A 14,588-nucleotide genomic window follows, 5' to 3' on the forward strand; every position below is an offset into this window, starting at 1 on the left:
ACAAAAAACCTAAAACAAAACCTCTTCTGGCGCAAACACTGGAATGCTGGCGTGTTTAAAATCCTTTTTGTTTCTGGTAATGAAGCCATCGACGCCTTTTAGGGATGCAGCGCATTCAAATTGTACAGCGTCTTCGTAATCGCTAATTGGATGAGAAACCGCTCTACGTAAGATGGAAGAATCTGCGGGAACAATGGTCAACAGATCTAGAATTTTTCCAATAACCTCTGTAGCAGATCTATTGTCCAATGATTTAGACAAGATATAGTGTGTTGTCGTGATACTAATCGCAGAGGAAAATAGCTCCCACTTTTCCTTTTTTGCGGTTTCAAATAATTGAGCGGCAACCTTTCCAAATGGTGCTCTCATAGTCACAAGATCGACTAGTATGTTGGTGTCAAGGAAATATTTCATCCTATTGCTTTGAATAACGCTCTTCTCTAATCATATCACGATCTTTTACATAATCAATATCTAAAGGAGCGACACCCGCAATTCCACTGAGAAAATCTGGTAATTTCCATTCACCATTTTGTTTTTTCTGTTTTCGGTTTTCAGTTCTATATGATGTATCAGGTTCGTTTATAGTTGAGCCATTCAATATCCTTTGAAGGGTACTTTCTATCAATTCAGATAAGCTACGATCCGTTCCTTGAGCAAATTCCTTTGCCTTTTGAATTACAGCTTCGTCGATACTTAATGTGAGTTTCTTTTTCATGATACGTGTACTTTATTTAAATATACGTATAAAATATTATTCCTGTTGATATAAAAGGATTCCACATCTTTGCAGGATGTTCAGAAAAGAAAGATACTTTTATATAATCAAATTCCAGTACCTAGGTTTCAGGTTTCATGGTTGGCAAAAGCAGCCGGACCTTCCTACCGTGGAACGTATGGTGCAGCGCACGTTGCGATTTGTTTTTGATCATTCCAATTTTAAAGTGCTTGCTGCAGGTAGAACAGATGCTCGAGTGTCCGTCAATGAAACGGCGATTGAATTGTTTCTTGATGACGATCCCATTGCCGATCTTGAGGTCTTTCTAAAAGAATTCAACCTCAACTTGCCTAGTGACATTAGAGCATTGAGCATTGAGCCTACCACAGCAGACTTTAATATCATCAATGCGCCCAAGCTCAAGGAGTACATCTATCTTTTCTCGCATGGTGAGAAATTCCATCCTTTTTGCGCGCCGCTCATGGTGTACATGAAAACAGAACTTGACATTGAGCTCATGAAAAAAGCAGCCCGACTGTTTGTGGGCGAGAAGGATTTCTGGTCCTATACCTATAAACCTACTGCGGGAACCACTACGACAAGCGTGGTAGAAAGTTGTTATATAGAAGAAAACAATCTCTTTACAGCAAACTTTTTCCCTGAGGAGAGTTTCTGCTTTCGCGTAAGCGGTAAAGGTTTCAAACGCCACCAGGTGCGACTCATGATGGGAGCACTTTTTGATCTGGGAATGGGAAAAATGAGTTGGACTGAATTCGAGCAAACGCTAGATGGCTCCAATCAGATTCATTTATCGCACATTGCTCCCAGCAGCGGACTGATACTTTTTAGAACGGAATTAACACAGTAAGAGCGCTTACCGCTTATTATTGTACCAACAAATAATTTATCACAACATCATGAAAAACATACTTTTAGCCGCAGCTGCCATGGCGATCACTTTTACAGCAACCGCTCAGGAATTTGCTGAATTGGACAAGAGCCCAATGGATGCCGCTTACTATCCAGCGCAAGCTACTAAGCGCGCTTTCGCGAAAACGGACGAGCAAAAAGCAGCCCTGCAACCACAAATCAGAGTGCTATACAGCAGACCTAGTCTTAACGGTCGTAACGTATTCACGGCAACTGACGAGAAAGGTTCTGGTATAACAAAATATGGATCCAAATGGAGATTAGGTGCTAATGAAAGTACAGAAATCACCTTAATGTCCAACGCGATGATAGGTGACCAAGTGTTGCCAGCAGGTCGTTATTCTATTGTTGTAGTACCTACTGAGAATGAGTGGACGTTCCACATCAATGCAGAAAATGATGGATGGGGAAATTTCTCTCACAAGGCAGAGATGGATGTGTTGACCACAACTATTCCTGTAACTACAGAAGATAAAAGTCTTGAAAACCTGAGCATTGCCTTGTATTCTCCTAACAACGACAACGTTGTGCATATGAAAATGGGTTGGGGAACTTATAGAGCTGAGCTTCCTATCACGATTCTCTAGTTATCTAAAAAGATCAGCTTGCCTTGCCAGGTGACGTCCACGTCCACGGTTGTAGGTCTTGTTTTTAATATTACATCGCCGTAGCCATTAATGGTACCGGCGATGTTTTGTTTTACGTCCATACGCCATTCTGAAGTTCCTCTATGGAAAATCTGGGCGTTTTGAATTTCCAAATCCTCAGCATAGATTCTGCCATCGCCTTCTAGAAAGGTGATATCTGCATTTTCTACTGTTCCATTCAAATAGAAGTAGCTTAAGTTATTGGAAACAATCGTGAGATTTTGCGTGTCGAGTTCCAGACGCATGTCGCCATCTGTATTATAAAAATCTTCCTCAACGCTGGCGTCTTCAGAAAGCAATGTTAGATTGGGATAATTGAGAACGCCTTCACTTTTAATGTCCTCGCCGGTACTGGTTCTGATTTCGGTAAGATTAGGTGATGTGATTTCAATTTGAGTGATCCCATAATCTCTGATTACATTACAGCCGTTGTTATTGACAATTTGCAGCTGCCCATCAATCACCTTGACATCTATGTCATTGAATAGGTTTTCGCCGGTAGTCACCACTACTCTTTGAACAGGACCTTGTTTGAAGGTAGCGCCCATGCGCTCAAAAATGACCACCTTGTCAAAAGGCTCCACTTCTACTTCAAAACTTTGAATGTCACCAGCGGTTTGAGTGCAATTTAGGCCTTCTTCACTGTCGCAGCTGGTAGTTGCTACTAAACAGATTATTGCAAATGAAAAAAACTGTAGAAACTGAACTGTTCTCGACACTTCGACAGGCTCAGTGCGGCGCTGTGGTTCGAAAAGACATTGAAATAAGTAGTGAATATACATTCTGAATTTTTCAAAGAACACACCATAAGCTTCTAACTCTGAACTCCTAACTTCCTTCATAACTCCGCTTTAGAATTAAAGACTTCTTTGAATCTATAGCCTATTCCTAGGCTCACGCCTTCTGCTTTGGCGCCGTGTGCTTTTACGGTGACGCTGGCAAATAGGTTGTCTGTCAACCTTCTTTGTAATCCCAATCGATTGTAAAATTTGGATTCGAACTCGATAGGCTGGTACACATAATACCCAAATTGCGATAACACACTCGTTTTTCCTAAATGCAACTCGTGACCTATAAAAAGTCCAACTCGTTTATGATCTTCATCACCGGTGATGCCGTTTTCTGGAAAACTATTGGCTTGATAATCGCGGAATTCTCTAAGAAACTCGGCTACAAATAATTCCACACCAGCATGTAAACTGCTTTTGATATTGATGCGCTTATCAGCATACACAGAGAAATCATAAAACGGATGCTGACCGCTACCGCGGTAATCGCTCTCATTAAAACCTAGTCGAGCCATGGCGTTGATGCCAATAGCCTCTGTATAACCACGTTTTTCCCAGATCTTATATTCTGGAATCTCGTCACGATTCAAGGTATAGTTGATTCCTGCGTTAAAAAACCAGGTGTTGGTAGAATTGTTGGGCGCACGCACATTAGCATTGGAATAATGTATAATGCTCGCACCAGCGTGAAAACCTAGACCTTTGTAGATGTTCTCCTTTCTATAGTTTGCCACCAAATAGGTAGAACTGGTGATGGTCGTACCGTAAGCATTGTTCTGCGGGTTTGTCTCCACATCAAATGGTTTAGTCATGTAGGCCAGTCCTTGACCTACTCTAAACTGCAAATTCCTGTTGAAGAAGTGAAAATTGTAATGTGCATAGGCACTATATGCCTCGCCCAGATTATAATTTTTCATGTCCTGATAGGCAGCACTGAAACCCCAATCTGGAAAACCGTAGCGCGATTCCCATTCTTCTTCTCCAAAGGTCTTGCGATTGTAACTAAGCAAAACACCTTTGGGATGCTCTGTAATGAGATGGGAAATATCTGGATTGTGCTGCAGGATAGTCCCATGCATCAAGGATACATCTAGGGTCGCAATCTTAGGAAATTGTTCTTGGGATTGTGCTGTTATCGCTTTCGCGAAAGCGAAAAAAACCACAAGAATGATAAAACGGTTCGTCATTAGGGCGAAACTACATTAAAAAATAGCTTTGGCAATGTCATAAATATTATCGCTTTTTCCCATGCTGTAAAAATGCAGCACCGGTACATCGTGCGCCAGCAACTCGCGGCACTGCTCGACGCAAAACTCCACGCCTACCTGACGTACGTCTTTATTTGTCTTACAGTTTTCTACCGCATCCACTAAATCTTGCGGGATGTCCAGATGGAACGTTTTAGGAAGCAATTGTAAATGTGCCTTAGTCGCGATAGGCTTGATTCCTGGGATAATAGGTATGGTGATGCCTATGTCGCGAGCCGCTTTTACAAAGTCAAAATATTTCTGGTTGTCAAAGAACATCTGGGTCACTACGTAATGTGCACCGGCTTCCACTTTATCCTTTAAACGCTTTAAATCGGTTTTCATGCTGGGTGATTCCTCATGCTTTTCTGGATAACCAGCCACGCCTATGCAAAAATCCACATCACAGGAAATTTCAATAACATCATGCAAGTAGTGTCCTTTATTCAAATCATTGATTTGCTTCACCAGATCGATGGCATATTTATGACCTCCATCTGTACTCTCAAAGCGCTTTTCTTCCTTACGGGCATCGCCGCGCAGCGCCATGACATTATCAATCTCAAGATATTGACAGTCTACTAGAAGATATTCTGTTTCCTGCTGGGTAAAACCACCACAAAGCAAATGTGGTACGGTATCTACGTCATATTTATTCTGTATCGCAGCACAAATTCCCAGCGTTCCAGGTCGCATTCTGGTGAGTTTTTTCTCCAGCAAACCGCCTTTTTTCTCTATGTAGATAAACTCTTCTCGAGAAGTTGTCACATCTATAAATGGCGGCTTGAATTCCATCAAGGGATCGATATTGTTATAGAGTTCCTGTATAGACTTGCCCTTTACTGGTGGTATGATCTCAAAGCTAAACAGCGCTTGATCTGCTTGTTTGATATGGTCGGTAATCTTCATGTAGTCCTTTGTGTATTAATCCGCAATATTGGGGTTGAGCCATTTTTCTGCTTTGGCAAGAGAGATTCCTTTCCGCTTAGCATAATCCTCCACTTGGTCTTCTTTGATCTTGCCTAATCCAAAATAGCGTGATTCTGGATGCGCGATGTAGTATCCGGAAACGCTTGCTGCTGGCCACATAGCAAGACTTTCTGTAAGCGTTACTCCTATTTTTTCTTCCACTTGCAACAGTTTCCAGATGGTTTCTTTTTCTAAGTGGTCTGGACAAGCTGGATAACCTGGCGCAGGTCGTATGCCTTTATAGGCTTCTTTGATCAAGTCATTGTTTTCCAACTGCTCGTCGCTGGCATAACCCCAGAATTCCTTGCGTATTCTTAGGTGCAGATATTCGGCTAGCGCTTCGGCGAGTCGGTCAGCAAGAGCTTTGAGCATGATGGAATTGTAATCGTCATGATCTTTTTCAAACTGTTTTGCTCTTTCTGGAACACCAAAACCTGTTGTCACGCAAAAAGCCCCAATGTAATCCTGTGTTCCAGAAGCTGCCGGTGCGATAAAGTCAGATAGTGCTATTTGAGGCTTTCCAGCGGCTTTTTTAGACTGCTGGCGTAAGGTTCTAAAAATAAATTCAGCATCTATTCCCTGTACCTCAATGTCGTCCTGATCGTTGGAATTTGCTGGGAACAAACCGTAGAGCGCTTTGGCATCCAGCCATTTCTCATCAATAATCTGCTTCAACATTTCCTGTGCATCTGCGAACAAATCTGTAGCCTGCTCACCCACGACCTGATCTGTCAAAATATCTGGATAACGACCGTGCAAATCCCAACTACGGAAGAAGGGCGACCAGTCGATATATTCTGAAATTTCTTTGAGGTCCAAGTTTGTCAATTCGTGAACACCCAATTTGTTGGGCTTTACAGCCTGATAGGTATCCCAATTTGTGGTCCATTTGTGTTTTCTGGCTTGTTCGATGGTTAAGAAATCTTTCTTTTTGGCTCTACCTAGAAACTCATCACGCAGTTTTGAGTACTCTTCTTTTTTCGCTTTCGCGAAAGCGAAATAATCCTCATCCTTATCGCCTGTCAATTCTCCAGCGACCGTTACCGCGCGGCTGGCGTCGTTGACGTGAACGATCGTGCCATCATATTCTGGGGCAATCTTCACGGCCGTGTGTGCCCTAGAGGTCGTCGCGCCACCTATCATGAGTGGCACATTGAAGTTGCGGCGCTTCATTTCTTTGGCGATATAGACCATCTCGTCCAGCGATGGCGTTATCAAACCGCTCAGGCCGATGATATCGACTTGATGCTCGATCGCAGCATCCAGAATTTTCTCTGGCGGCACCATCACACCAAGATCAATAATCTCGTAATTATTGCAGGCTAAAACTACCGAAACGATGTTCTTCCCTATGTCGTGTACGTCGCCTTTTACGGTGGCCATTAATACCTTTGGCGAACTGGTGCTGGAAAGAAAGTCAGGGTTTTCTTTCAAGTTCTTTTCTTTTTCAGCTTCAATATAGGGTAACAGATAAGCAACCGCCTTTTTCATAACCCGAGCGCTTTTGACCACTTGTGGCAAGAACATTTTACCACTACCAAACAAGTCACCCACGACATTCATACCTGTCATTAAATGACCTTCAATCACCTCGATGGGTGCGCTTGAGGCTTTTCGCGCTTCTTCTACATCTTCAATGATAAAAGCGTCCACTCCTTTTACTAAAGCTCTGGTGATTCTATCCTGTAATGGCAATTCCCGCCAGCTATTGTCAATAGTGCTCGTGCGTGTGGTTTGCGTAACGTTTTCTGCATAATCCAGTAAACGCTCTGTAGCGTCATCACGGCGGTTGAGCAATACATCTTCTACATGATCGAGTAGCTCTTTATCAATATCGTCATAGACTTCTAGCAATGCAGGATTCACGATTCCCATATTCATACCAGCCTTGATGGCATGATATAAAAAGGCACTGTGCATCGCTTCTCGTACTTTATCATTCCCACGAAAGCTAAAACTCACATTACTCACGCCACCACTGACACTAGCATGTGGCAAGTTTTCACGCACCCATCGAGTCCCTTCAATGAAGTCTAGGGCGTTAAGTTTATGCTCGTCCATTCCCGTAGCTACCGGAAAGATATTAAGGTCAAAGATGATGTCTTCTGGAGCGAACTTGACCTCGTTAACCAAAATATCATAGCTGCGTTTGGCAATCTCGATGCGGCGTTCATAGGTGTCTGCTTGACCTACTTCATCAAAAGCCATAACGATCACGGCCGCGCCATAACGCTTGATAGCCTTAGCATGTTTTATAAATTCTTCTTCGCCTTCTTTTAAGCTTATAGAATTGACAACGCATTTACCTTGTACCACTTGCAATCCAGCCTCAATAATTTCCCATTTGGAACTATCGATCATGATAGGCACTCTAGAAATATCAGGTTCTGCAGCGATCAGGTTGAGAAACTTGACCATGGCGGCTTTACCATCGATCAGGCCGTCGTCCATATTGATGTCAATGATCTGGGCACCGTTATCCACCTGGTCGCGAGCAACATCTAATGCTTCATCAAACTTCTCTTCCTTAATAAGACGTAAAAATTTCTTGGAACCCGCAACGTTGGTGCGCTCGCCCACATTGACAAAGTTGCTTTCTGGAGTTATGACTAACGGCTCAAGGCCGCTAAGTTTTAGAGGTCTAAATTCTTTCTTATCCATGCGCCAAAGTTTGTAGGGATGGAATAATTCTAGGCTGATATTCGGCAGCTATTTTTGCAATAGCGGCAATGTGTTCTGGTGTGGTACCACAACAACCACCTATGATATTGACCAAAGATTTGTCGAGATATTCTCTAATTTGTGAAGCCATCTGCTCTGGCGACTCATCATATTCTCCAAAGGCGTTAGGTAATCCCGCATTGGGATATGCACTTATTCCATAACTGGACTTACTAGCTACGGTCTCTAAATAAGGTGTGAGTTGTTTGGCACCCAAGGCGCAATTAAACCCAACAGACAACAGCGGTATATGCTCAATCGAAATCATAAAAGCCTCGGCTGTCTGACCGCTTAAGGTTCTTCCAGAGGCATCTGTAATCGTACCGCTTACCATGACTGGTATATCAAGCTTAAGTTCTTCCTTTAATTCTTCGATGGCAAAAAGAGCAGCTTTAGCATTGAGTGTGTCAAAAACGGTTTCTACCAACAAAATATCTACGCCACCTTTGATCAATCCAGCCGCCTGTTGTTTGTATGCTTTTCGCAACTCTTCAAACGTAATGGCTCGATAGCCAGGATCGTTGACATCTGGCGACATGCTGGCGGTTTTGTTGGTCGGACCTATGGCGCCCGCAACAAACCTAGGTTTGTGTGGTTCTTTTGCAGTGAAATCGTCGGCTACTTTGCGGGCAATTCGAGCACTTTCAACATTTAGTTCATCCACCAAAAATTCCATGTGATAATCTGCCATGGCGATCGTCGTTGCACTAAACGTATTGGTCTCTACGATATCTGCTCCAGCCGCAAAGTATTGGGCATGGACACCAGCAATGGCCTCTGGCTGAGTGATAGACAGCAAATCATTGTTCCCTTTCACATCAGATGCGTAGTCTGCAAAGCGCTCGCCTCTAAAGTCTTCTTCTGTGAATTTATGCCGTTGCAACATGGTTCCCATGGCACCATCCAGTACGAGGATGCGCTCTTGCAATGCCTTATATAATGTAGTATTCTTCAATCTTTGTGTTTATGTGATCATGCCCAGTTGCATAAAAGTTGGATCCATAGCATGAGCTACAGATAAACTTGATGTTTGAGTTGGATATCGCTTTCGCGAAAGCGAAAACAAATCAAATATTAAAGAAAGATGTGCGGATAATTTGCTCGTTATCTTTCCACGCAATCGCATGGTAGAATGAGGCACCTTCTACAATCGTAGGGTTGCCAAGGTCTCAACGGGTCTAATCCCTGAACCTTTCTTTATAACTCAAAATGCAATGAACTGATGCAAATATGGGCTTTGGAAAGTCAAAAACAAAATTAAAGTGAAAAATAAAATTGATTTTACCTATACTTTAGACTTCGACCTTGTGGCACCAGCCATTTTTTAAACCAGAGCGCCTCCTTTTGATACTTTTCTAAAACGAATTGATTTCGACAGGCTAAGCCTAACTTAGTAATTCACTATTCTTCAGGAGCCAATTCAATCACCAATCCTTCTAATTCCTCGGTTATCGGGATCTGGCAGCCTAGTCGGGAATTCTCTTTGACGTTTTGGGCTTCCCAAAGCATGGCTTCTTCATCATCATTGCGTTCACCTAGATCATGATCACTGATGATGTAGCACTGGCAAGTGGCACACATGGCCATACCGCCGCAAACGGCTTGTACTGGTAAATCATAAGCCTTGCAGACTTCCATGACGTTCATGTTCATGTCCGTAGGCGCATCGACCTCGTGGCGCTGGCCATCGCGGTCGATGATGGTCATTTTAATATCAGACATTCTGCTTGTTGCCTATTTTTTTAACGACTGCTTTTTCGGCTTCCTTGCGCGAACCATCAAATCCATCAATACCACCAACGGTTGTGTATTTCATCACGTAGCGTTTGTCTGGAAAGATGCGCTGGTAAGCACTTTGACACATTAAAGTGGCCTCGTGAAAACCACAAAGGATCAGTTTCAATTTCCCTGGATATGTATTCACATCACCTATGGCATAGATTCCAGGAGTGTTGGTTTGGTAATCCAGTGTATTGTCCACCTTGATGGCATTCTTTTCTATTTCAAGTCCCCAATCGGCTATTGGGCCTAGTTTAGGCGCCAAACCAAATAACGGTATAAAAGCATCGCATTCGATAACTTCCATTCGTTTTGCCTCGTCGTTGTGCTGTAGGAGCACCGATTCGACCTTGCCTTCTCCATTGATATCTAAGATTTCGGCAGGTGTGACTAATCTTATTTTATCCTGTTGTACCAGTTCCTCTACTTTCTCTACACTATCCAGCGCACCACGGAATTCCTCTCGTCTATGAACCAGAGTTACTTCGCTAGCGACGTCTGCCAAAAATATAGACCAATCCAAAGCACTATCGCCACCACCGGCAATGACTACTTTTTTGTCGCGATAAACCTCGGGATCTTTGATCATGTAAGCTAGACCGTTGTCCTCGTAATTTTCGATTCCATCAATGGATGGTTTGCGAGGTTCAAAAGATCCTAAACCACCAGCAATGGCGACTACTTTAGCATGGTGCTTAGTTCCTTTACTGGTCGTCACTATAAAGCTACCATCTTCTTGTTTATCAATGGTTTCGGCGCGCTCTCCCAAAGTAAAACCAGGCTGGAACGGTTCGATTTGCTTCATGAGATTATCCACCAGATCACCAGCTAGAACTTCTGGAAAACCAGGAATATCATAGATGGGTTTTTTAGGATACAATTCTGTACACTGACCTCCAGGTTGGGCTAGTGCGTCTATGATATGACACTTTAGCTTTAACAATCCTGCTTCAAAAACCGCAAAAAGACCTGTAGGGCCAGCGCCTATGATTAAAATATCTGTGGTAATCATCTCTTTCTCCATAGCAATAAATTTCCTTTTTAAGGAATTGCAAAGGTCGTTACCAAACGGCAGCTAAACAAGTGTTTATGATGATGGTTTTGACAGTGATAAGAATCAAGAAACAGGAAACAAGAGTTTGTAGTAATTGCTTAACTAAGACCTAATAAATCACTCAATAAACCCAACCGCAGCGGTGTTTCTACTTTGCGGCTCAATCAAAATGAAACGACCTAATTCTTTAGATTGATCGTAGGTTATTGCTGGAATGGGCTTGCTCAATTTAAGCTGAATCCTTGCAATGTCGTTGAGTTCCAAAATCTCGACTTCCGTGATGTCCTGGCGGAAATCGGTAGACTTTTTGGAAAGGATGTGTTGCACACGGCAAGTCATGCGCTGCGTTCCATATTGAAGATGGAATTTAGTGCGTGGACGTAGTGGTGTGCTATCCATCCAGCAAATGGTCGCTTGAATCGTTTTAGTCAGCTCAAAATCTGCTGGCAATTGCGTCATCAAGACATCACCACGATCCACATTGACTTCATCACTCAACGTCACACTGACTGAGCTGCCTACTGGAGCCTCATCATACCTATCGCCATTAAAATAAATACCATCAATCGTACTGGTTTTCATTGAAGGCAACACGGTAATCTCGTCACCAGTGGATAAGTGCGCGCCTTTGATGCGACCCGCAAAACCACGGTAATCATGGTATTCTTCGGTTTTGGGACGTATCACGTTTTGAACTTGTAAAAATCCTTGCGTGCTTTCTTCCACTGTATCGATCTTGGACAGGATTTCCAAAATGGTACTTCCAGTGTACCAAGGCATTGCACCTGATATATCTACAACATTTTCGCCTTTGAGCGCACTGACCGGCACAAAATGCACGGTTCGTTTTTCCAAGGGATGTTGATCCAGCAGTGATCTGAATTGTTGTTCCGTTTTCGCGAAAGCGGACTCTTCATAATCCACCAGATCCATTTTATTTACCGCAATGATCAAATGGCTGGTCTTCAGCAAATGGTTGATATAAAAGTGGCGGAAGGTCTGCTCCACAACGCCTTTTCTAGCATCGATCAATATAATGCTGGCCTTACTGGTACTGGCGCCCGTGATCATGTTGCGCGTGTATTCCACATGACCAGGCGAGTCTGCAATGATGTAACTGCGGTCTGGTGTCGAGAAATAAATGTGCGCCACGTCTATGGTTATTCCTTGCTCACGCTCTGCCACAAGACCATCAGTAGCCAGTGATAGGTCTAGGTAATCGTAGCCTTTCTTCTCACTGCTCTTTTTAATGGCTTCCAGTTTGTCTGTAGGCAGCGATTGCGTGTCGTACAACAAACGGCCTATCAAGGTGCTTTTCCCATCATCTACGCTACCTGCGGTAGCTATCTTCAATACATCCATTTAAAAATATCCTTGTTGCTTGCGTGTTTCCATGGCAGCCTCGCTGCGCTTGTCGTCAATACGTGCGCCACGTTCTGAAATGGTACTGCCGCTTATCTCTTCAATAACCGTATCAATATCTATTGCTGTACTTGCGACCGCTGCGGTACACGACATGTCGCCTACGGTTCTAAATCGCACCCATCGAATTGCCACCTCTTCATGATCGTCGCGATACACATGAGGTGAATCGCTCCAGATCAAACCGTCACGCTCAAAAACAGATCGCTCGTGCGCATAATAAATCGATGGTATTTCTATTTTTTCGCTTCTTATATAGTTCCAAACGTCCAGCTCTGTCCAGTTGGAAATAGGAAAACAACGCACATTCTGACCTAGCTCGATCATACCATTGAGCAAATCAAAAAGTTCAGGTCGCTGGTTTTTTTCATCCCATTCACCAAAATCGTTGCGTACGGAGAAGATGCGCTCCTTGGCACGTGCCTTTTCCTCGTCACGTCTGGCGCCGCCCATGCAGGCGTCAAACCCATGTTCTTCAATCGCATCCAGCAACGTTTGTGTCTGCAGTTGATTGCGACTGGAATAACGACCGGTTTCTTCCTTGACGATTCCTGCATCGATATTGTCCTGCACATGAGCCACGATCAGATCTAAATCATATTTGGCCACCAATTCATCTCTAAAGTCAATGGTTTCGGGAAAGTTGTGACCAGTATCTACATGCAATAATGGAAACGGAATCCTAGCCGGAAAAAAGGCCTTTCTGGCAAGATGCAACAGTGTGATACTGTCCTTACCGCCAGAAAACAATAGCACCGGTTTCTCAAACTGCGCGACGACCTCGCGTATGATATAAATCGCCTCTGCCTCTAGTGCATTAAGTGGTAAAACTTTAGGCATGGAGACCGCATTCACGGTTCGCTTCGACTTTTGTAGGGTCAAAATATCTGTGCTCATTCTGTAATTGGTATTGTTGCAAGTAATCGTCCAGCTGCGCATCACTGTAGTGATAAAATGGTGCTACCTTCAATATGCCGTCCTTGCTATAGGACAGTACATCTATGGAGTCCCTAAAACTGGTCTGTCCCGCGCGCAGGTTGGTAAACCAGACATCCGGCCGAAACTGTTCCATAGCTCGCTGGAATGGTTCTAGTTTGACTTGCTGGGTGAACTCTGCATGTTTTGGATCATCTACGGTAGGCAAGCCCATCACTTCATTTCTATACGCGACGGTTTGTTTTGGTACAAAGGTGGTCACATCCAGTTTTAAAGTATCGATCACATAAATAGCATGTCTGTAGGTTTGTGGCGTATTGTATCCTGTATCGCACCAGATGACCGGTACAGTAGCATCTACGTTTGACACGGCGTGCAATATCGCAACCTCGTAGGGTCTAAAGTTGGTAGTAACTACTGGTTTATGCGCCTGTTTTAATATAGTTGCAATGATTTCGCTGGGTTCCGCTTTCGCGAAAGCGGAATTATATTCTTGATAATTGCTTTGATCTATCATGGTCGTCTGCCAAATTTTATGCGGTTCCATACGCGCTCGTGAGCGACATACAGCACCATTTTAGTGATCAATTCTACACCACCGATGGCAAAAGCCGTGCGCACCTGACCTGTCAAGATCCATGAAATCAATATGGTATCCATCGTCCCAACAACACGCCAGGTGATGGATTTGATCACGCTGCGCATGGTAGAATCCTGCGACATAGCTGCACTAACATCCTGTATTTGTTCTTGCTTGCGCGAGGTGTATAAAAACTGATCTAAAATCATAAACCGATTTGAGCTACAAATAAACAACATAATGTTTAAACCCTATATAGTTACTAGGGTAATAATGATAGTTTGAGATCGTGGAGCAATCAGTTTAATTACCGATCAAGTCGGCGAGAGTTTGGTTTTCAAGTATTTCTAAGGTATTGTCACGCACCTTGAGCATTAATCGATTGACGGTACACGCGTCCTCGTCAGGACAGTCCTCACATTTTTCATAATAATTGAGGCTTACACAAGGTAACATCGCAATGGGTCCTTCAAGAATACGGTGTACCGTGGACATCCTGATCTGTGCTGGTGGCTGCAGCAAATAATAGCCACCACCTTTTCCCTTACGACTGCCCAGGATGGAATTTTTACGAAGTTCTAAAAGAATCGCTTCAAGAAATTTATGCGGTATATTTTCTGCCTGTGCGATAGTAGCGATCGCAAAAGTGGTCTGACTTGAATTCCTGGCCAAAAACGATAAGGCCTTAATTCCATATTTTGTCTTTCTGGAAAGCATCCCGTAAAACTAATGGATTTACAACTCATTATAGATAGTATATTTGAATCGTATATTTGTAGGAAATTACCGCATTTTCC

General features: G+C 43.3%; 16 protein-coding genes and 1 riboswitch. Of the genes, 2 read left to right on the forward strand and 14 right to left on the reverse strand.

Going from position 1 to position 14,588, the window contains the following annotated elements; genetic code table 11:
- Positions 1 to 9: 9 nt before the first annotated feature.
- Complete coding sequence (locus AAU57_RS00430; protein ID WP_055411040.1) at positions 10 to 414, reverse strand: type II toxin-antitoxin system VapC family toxin; 405 nt, start codon at positions 412 to 414, stop codon at positions 10 to 12.
- Position 415: 1 nt separating this feature from the next.
- On the reverse strand, positions 416 to 718 hold the full coding sequence (locus AAU57_RS00435) for a DUF6364 family protein (RefSeq protein WP_055411041.1): 303 nt from the start codon (positions 716 to 718) through the stop codon (positions 416 to 418).
- A 76-nt stretch (positions 719 to 794) separates the two neighbouring features.
- Between AAU57_RS00435 and AAU57_RS00440 the strand changes: the two genes are divergently transcribed.
- Positions 795 to 1,586, forward strand: coding sequence for a tRNA pseudouridine synthase A (locus tag AAU57_RS00440; protein WP_055411042.1), 792 nt, complete (start codon positions 795 to 797; stop codon positions 1,584 to 1,586).
- A gap of 49 nt (positions 1,587 to 1,635) precedes the next feature.
- Positions 1,636 to 2,235 (forward strand): DUF2911 domain-containing protein, encoded by a 600-nt coding sequence (locus AAU57_RS00445; RefSeq protein WP_055411043.1) that lies wholly within the window; start codon positions 1,636 to 1,638, stop codon positions 2,233 to 2,235.
- Here the strand turns inward: AAU57_RS00445 and AAU57_RS00450 are convergent.
- The 12 genes from AAU57_RS00450 to AAU57_RS00505 all read right to left on the reverse strand — a co-directional run bounded on the left by AAU57_RS00450 (position 2,232) and on the right by AAU57_RS00505 (position 14,508).
- Complete coding sequence (locus AAU57_RS00450) at positions 2,232 to 3,137, reverse strand: head GIN domain-containing protein (RefSeq protein ID WP_231717742.1); 906 nt, start codon at positions 3,135 to 3,137, stop codon at positions 2,232 to 2,234. The two genes, AAU57_RS00445 and AAU57_RS00450, sit on opposite strands and share 4 nt — an antisense overlap.
- Positions 3,134 to 4,270: an acyloxyacyl hydrolase gene (locus AAU57_RS00455; protein ID WP_055411044.1), complete on the reverse strand. Its 1,137-nt coding sequence runs from the start codon at positions 4,268 to 4,270 to the stop codon at positions 3,134 to 3,136. The genes AAU57_RS00450 and AAU57_RS00455 overlap by 4 nt, the downstream gene beginning before the upstream one ends.
- Before the next feature lie 15 nt (positions 4,271 to 4,285).
- A complete protein-coding gene (gene metF, locus AAU57_RS00460) occupies positions 4,286 to 5,239 on the reverse strand; it encodes a methylenetetrahydrofolate reductase [NAD(P)H] (RefSeq protein ID WP_055411045.1) in 954 nt (317 codons plus the stop codon).
- 15 nt (positions 5,240 to 5,254) lie between these two features.
- Positions 5,255 to 7,960 carry a methionine synthase gene (gene metH / locus AAU57_RS00465; protein ID WP_055411046.1) on the reverse strand — a complete coding sequence of 902 codons (2,706 nt, stop codon included), beginning with the start codon at positions 7,958 to 7,960 and terminating at the stop codon, positions 5,255 to 5,257.
- Entirely contained in the window at positions 7,953 to 8,975 is a 1,023-nt protein-coding gene (locus tag AAU57_RS00470; RefSeq protein WP_055411047.1) for a homocysteine S-methyltransferase family protein, read from the reverse strand. The genes metH and AAU57_RS00470 overlap by 8 nt, the downstream gene beginning before the upstream one ends.
- A 146-nt stretch (positions 8,976 to 9,121) precedes the next feature.
- A riboswitch (SAM riboswitch) is annotated at positions 9,122 to 9,226 on the reverse strand.
- 195 nt (positions 9,227 to 9,421) lie between these two features.
- Entirely contained in the window at positions 9,422 to 9,742 is a 321-nt protein-coding gene (locus tag AAU57_RS00475) for a 2Fe-2S iron-sulfur cluster-binding protein (RefSeq protein ID WP_055411048.1), read from the reverse strand.
- On the reverse strand, positions 9,735 to 10,811 hold the full coding sequence (locus AAU57_RS00480; protein ID WP_055413620.1) for an NAD(P)/FAD-dependent oxidoreductase: 1,077 nt from the start codon (positions 10,809 to 10,811) through the stop codon (positions 9,735 to 9,737). The genes AAU57_RS00475 and AAU57_RS00480 overlap by 8 nt, the downstream gene beginning before the upstream one ends.
- A 159-nt stretch (positions 10,812 to 10,970) precedes the next feature.
- Positions 10,971 to 12,215 (reverse strand): sulfate adenylyltransferase subunit 1, encoded by a 1,245-nt coding sequence (locus AAU57_RS00485; protein WP_055411049.1) that lies wholly within the window; start codon positions 12,213 to 12,215, stop codon positions 10,971 to 10,973.
- Positions 12,216 to 13,115 carry a sulfate adenylyltransferase subunit CysD gene (gene cysD / locus AAU57_RS00490; RefSeq protein WP_055413621.1) on the reverse strand — a complete coding sequence of 300 codons (900 nt, stop codon included), beginning with the start codon at positions 13,113 to 13,115 and terminating at the stop codon, positions 12,216 to 12,218.
- The gene (locus tag AAU57_RS00495) at positions 13,108 to 13,728 is read right to left on the reverse strand and encodes a phosphoadenosine phosphosulfate reductase family protein (protein ID WP_055411050.1); all 621 of its coding nucleotides are present in this window, start codon (positions 13,726 to 13,728) and stop codon (positions 13,108 to 13,110) included. Before AAU57_RS00495 ends, cysD begins: the two co-directional genes overlap by 8 nt.
- Entirely contained in the window at positions 13,725 to 14,000 is a 276-nt protein-coding gene (locus tag AAU57_RS00500; RefSeq protein WP_055411051.1) for a DUF2061 domain-containing protein, read from the reverse strand. Before AAU57_RS00500 ends, AAU57_RS00495 begins: the two co-directional genes overlap by 4 nt.
- Positions 14,001 to 14,094: 94 nt before the next feature.
- The gene (locus AAU57_RS00505) at positions 14,095 to 14,508 is read right to left on the reverse strand and encodes an RrF2 family transcriptional regulator (protein WP_055411052.1); all 414 of its coding nucleotides are present in this window, start codon (positions 14,506 to 14,508) and stop codon (positions 14,095 to 14,097) included.
- Positions 14,509 to 14,588 lie beyond the last annotated feature (80 nt).

The sequence above is a fragment of the Nonlabens sp. YIK11 genome, from assembly GCF_001413925.1.
Lineage (GTDB): Bacteria > Bacteroidota > Bacteroidia > Flavobacteriales > Flavobacteriaceae > Nonlabens.